A 4,641-nucleotide genomic window follows, 5' to 3' on the forward strand; every position below is an offset into this window, starting at 1 on the left:
TCCTCGCGGGCTTGATGGCGCGAAAAGGACGTCGGGCCGCCCCCACCGCAGGGCTCGTTCTTGTCGTGCTGATGGCGACCGCTGCCTTTGCATTTGGCCATGAAGGCCACGATCATGGTGAAGCCTCAACCCCGCTGCCTGCGGGGGATGCGCCGCAGCGCATGAGCGACGGAGGCGTATTCCTGCCGAAACCGAGCCAGCGCCTGCTGAGCATTCGAACAGTTGTTGCCGAGCCGGAGCAGGCGCAGAGCGCAGTGACGCTTGTTGGTCGCGTCGTCGCCGATCCGAACCGCTCCGGCTTGGTGCAGAGCATCAATGGCGGGAGGATCATCGTCGCAGAGGGTGCGCTCCCACGCCTAGGTCAGACGGTAAGCAAAGGCGAGGTGCTCGCGCTTGTGGAACAGGCCATGTCACAAGCCGATCGCAGTTCCCTTTCCGAGCGCATCGGAGAGATCGAACAGGAGATCGCGATCGCCGAGGCAAAGCTGACGCGGACGCGCGATCTGGCGGGAAGCTTCGTGGCGCCGAAAAGTCAGGTAACCGATGCGGAAACCGAGCTCGCAGGCCTCAAGCGGCGGCGTGAGATTCTGCTGGAGACGAGCGGCGCCGCCGAGGTGCTCAAGGCGCCGATCGACGGCGTGGTCGCGGCCGTCAAAGCGGTGCCAGGACAGGTCGTCGGCTCCGCGGATGTGGTCTTTCAAATCGTCGATCCATCTGGTCTCTGGGTCGAAGCCCTGGTCTATGCGGACGTGGAGCCCGGCTCCTTGGGCGCCGCAAACGCGACGACCTCGGAGGGCACCCCAATCAAGCTCAGCTTTCAAGGATTCGGCAAGACGCTCCAGCAGCAGGCGCGCGTGATCCAATTCTCGATAGAGAACCCGGACGAACGCCTCGCGGTCGGGCAGCCGGTCACGGTGCGGGCCTTCGTTGGCAAGCCCGTGTCGGGATTTATCCTTCCACGAAGCGCCGTCGTGAGAGGTGGCAATGGCGAAACAATCGTTTGGCTCCATGCCCATCCCGAGCGCTTCGCGCCCAAGCCTGTCCATATGGAAGCATTTGACGCGGAGCGCGTGGTGATCCGCGCTGGCCTGTCGGAGGGTGAGCGGGTAGTCGTTCAAGGCTCCGAACTGATCAACCAGATCCGCTGAGGTTGTGATGTTCAGTTTTCTCGTTAGCAACAGCCTCAAGAACCGGCTTTTCGTGCTCGCAGCGGCTTTGCTGCTCGTCGCCTACGGCAGCTACATGCTTCCGCAGGTACCCGTCGACGTATTCCCCGACCTCAATCGCCCGACGGTGACACTGATGACGGAAGCCGAGGGACTTGCCCCTCAGGAGGTCGAGCAGCTGGTCACTTATCCGCTTGAAACGGCGATGAACGGAATGCCTGGCGTCACCCGCGTCCGATCGGTTTCGGGCGTCGGGCTGTCCATCATCTATGTCGAGTTCGATTGGGAGACCGACATCTATCGCTCCCGGCAGCTTGTCGCGGAGAAGCTGGCTCTGGTGGGCGAGCAGCTGCCGGCCGGAGTAACCCCGCAAATGGGTCCCGTGAGTTCGATCATGGGCGAGATCATGCTGATCGCGATCTCGAGCGATGCCGTTTCGCCGATGGAGCTGCGTGAGATCGCGGATTTCACCATTCGTCCGCAATTGCTCACAATAGAGGGCGTTTCACAGGTCATCCCCATAGGCGGAGAAGTCCGCCAGTACCGGGTCACCCTCGATAGCGCCGCCTTACAGGCGCTGCAGGTTACAGCATCCGAAGTCGAGCAAGCGGTGACGCGCTTCGGCACCAACACCGGCGGCGGATTCGTCGATCAGCACGGCCGCGAATATCTCATCCGCAACGTAGGCCTGACGAAGCGACTGGAAGACTTGCGCAACACGGTCGTGGCAAGGCGTGATAACCAGCCGATCTTCCTGCACCAGGTGGCCAATGTCGACTTTGCAGCGCGCGTGAAGCGAGGCGATGCAGGCTATCAGGGCCGCCCGGCCGTCATTGTATCGGTCCAGAAACAGCCCGGTGCTGATACGGTCGACCTCACCGGACGCATCGAGGCAGCACTGATCGAAATTGATAAGACGCTTCCCCAGGGCGTGAAGGCAACCAATCTTCAGTTTCGCCAAGCTACCTTCATCGAAACCTCGGTGGAGAACGTCAAGAAAGTGCTGCTGGAAGCGGCTGCTGTCGTGGCGGTCGTGCTCATCCTCTTTTTGATGAACGCACGCGCGACGTTCATTTCGTTGACCGCGATCCCAATCTCGATCCTCGTGACAGTGCTGGTCTTCCACGCTTTTGGGCTGACCATAAACACGATGACGCTGGGCGGCCTGTCGATTGCGATCGGCGAACTCGTGGACGACGCGGTCGTCGACGTCGAGAATATTCTGCGCCGTTTGAAGGAGAACAGCGCCCAAGCTGTGCCGAAGCCGGTTCTAGAGGTGATTGCCGCCGCCTCTCAGGAAGTCCGCTCGGGCATCGTCTACGCGACGATGATCATCATTCTCGTTTTCGTGCCCCTGTTCGCGCTGTCGGGAATAGAGGGCCGTCTGTTCGCGCCGCTGGGTATCGCCTACATTGTCTCGATCCTCGCCTCGCTCGTCGTGTCGATCACGGTCACGCCGGTCCTCTCATACTATCTTCTTTCGGGTCGGGCGAAGGGACATGGACACGACAGTTTCGTGGTCCGGCATCTCAAGCGCGCCAATACCGCGCTTCTGAACTGGGCGTTCGGCAACAGGGCGCTTGTGATCGGCTCAGTGATTCTTGGCGTCGGTACGGCCGCCTACGCTGCCACGCTTTTGCCGCGCTCGTTTCTGCCTCCCTTTAATGAGGGTACTCTGACCATCAGCCTTGCCTACAATCCCGGTATTGCATTGGCAGAGAGCAACCGTCTGGGACTGATTGCGGAGACTATCATCAAGGAAGTTCCAGAGGTCATATCAGTCGGTCGGCGCACCGGCCGCGCCGAACTCGACGAGCATGCCGAGGGTGTCCACGCGTCCGAGATCGACGTCGACCTCAAGCGCTCAGCGCGGTCGAAGGAAGAGGTGATGGCGGATATCCGGCAACGCCTCGCGGTGCTGCCGGCAACGCTTAATGTCGGACAGCCGATTTCGCACAGGCTCGATCACATGCTTTCCGGCGTGCGGGCGGAGGTCGCGCTGAAAATCTACGGCGACGACATCGACACACTGCGTTCGACAGCCGAGATGCTGCGCGAGAAGCTGTCGGGCATCCAAGGTCTGGTCGATCTGCAGGTCGAGAAGCAAGTCCGCATTCCACAGCTCCGGGTCGATGTCGACCACGAGCGTGCGGCCCTCTACGGCCTAACGCCAGCCTCCATCACCGAGGTGCTGGAGAGCATGTCGAATGGCCGGACGGTTTCACAGATCGTGGAGGGTAATCGCCGCTACGACGTGGTCATGCGGCTCCCCGACGCCGATCGATCGACCGCAGGCCTGGCCGACCTCCTAATCTCCACTCCGGCAGGCACTGTGCCGCTTCGCATGATCGCTGACGTCGTCCAAACGGATGGACCGAACCAGATCCTACGGGAGAACGGCCAGCGGCGCATTGCGGTGCTCGGCAACAGCGATAGGGAGCGCGACATGGCAGCGATCGTCGGGGATATACGGGGCATCCTCTCCGATACGATGCTGCCGCAGGGCTACGTTGCCCGGCTTGAAGGCACCTTCCAGGCTCAGGAGGAAGCGACGTTAAGGATCGGTGCGCTTTCCCTCGTTTCGCTCGCACTCGTCTTTGTCGTTCTTTACAGCCGCTATCAGTCGCCGGCGCTCGCCCTGATCATCATGGGCAATATCCCGCTCGCGTTGATCGGCAGCGTGGTCGCGCTCAACATCGCCGGACAGCCGCTGTCGGTCGCCTCGATGATCGGCTTCATCACGCTGGCAGGCATTTCGGCCCGTAACGGCATCTTGAAGATCTCGCACTACATCAACCTGGCGCTCTACGAAGGCGAGCGGTTCGGCAAGGAACTGGTGATCCGCGGCAGTCTAGAGCGGCTGACCCCTGTGCTGATGACCGCGCTTTCTGCCGGCATGGCACTCATCCCGCTCCTGATCGGGGCCGGAGAGCCTGGCCGCGAAATCCTGCACCCCGTCGCCGTCACCATCTTTGGCGGGCTGATCTCTGCGACACTGATTGATACCTTCCTGACCCCCGTTCTGTTCCTGAGCTTCGGCAGGAAGCCACTGGAACGCATCAGGGCTGCTCGCGGCGGGTCTGGCACGTTGACCCCTGCCGAAGCCTTCTGATAATCACCACATGGAGCGACGTATGAAAATATTGGTTGTAGCGGCTGCGGCGACGTTGATGACCTTCAGCGCAGTGGCCCATGAACTGGCGAAGGGACCTAACGGAGGACCGGTTGCCGACAGCGGCGGGCATCATATCGAGCTCGTCACGGGGCAGGGAAAGCTGGTCCTGTTTCTCACCGAGGGCGCCGACGACAAGCCGCTTTCGTCAGCCGGAGCCACGAGCGCCCGTGCCGTCGTCCAGGGCGCTGGCAAAACCGCCGTCGTGCAGCTAACGCCCGAGGAGCCCAACAGGCTCGTCGGGGCATTCGCCCAGCCGTTGGGGGCGGACGCAAAGGTCGTCGTGTCGGCGACGCTGGCTGA

Annotated in this window: 3 protein-coding genes; all 3 read left to right on the top strand. The window is 61.8% G+C overall.

What is annotated here, in order from left to right; genetic code table 11:
- A partial coding sequence (locus tag EOA32_RS33390; RefSeq protein ID WP_128373998.1) for an efflux RND transporter periplasmic adaptor subunit occupies positions 1-1,148 on the top strand: 1,148 nt, incomplete at its 5' end.
- A 7-nt stretch (positions 1,149-1,155) separates the two neighbouring features.
- Positions 1,156-4,278, top strand: coding sequence for an efflux RND transporter permease subunit (locus EOA32_RS33395; protein WP_128373999.1), 3,123 nt, complete (start codon positions 1,156-1,158; stop codon positions 4,276-4,278).
- Between the two features lie 22 nt (positions 4,279-4,300).
- On the top strand, positions 4,301-4,641 hold a 341-nt coding region (locus EOA32_RS33400; protein WP_128374000.1), incomplete at its 3' end, for a hypothetical protein.

Origin of the sequence: Mesorhizobium sp. M1A.F.Ca.ET.072.01.1.1, from assembly GCF_004023325.1 — a bacterium.
Taxonomy (GTDB): domain Bacteria; phylum Pseudomonadota; class Alphaproteobacteria; order Rhizobiales; family Rhizobiaceae; genus Mesorhizobium.

What these genes read in the sequence shown, in the direction of transcription:
- EOA32_RS33395 (WP_128373999.1), top strand. Translation starts at nt 1,156, where the DNA reads ATGTTCAGTTTTCTCGTTAGCAACAGCCTCAAGAACCGGCTTTTCGTG.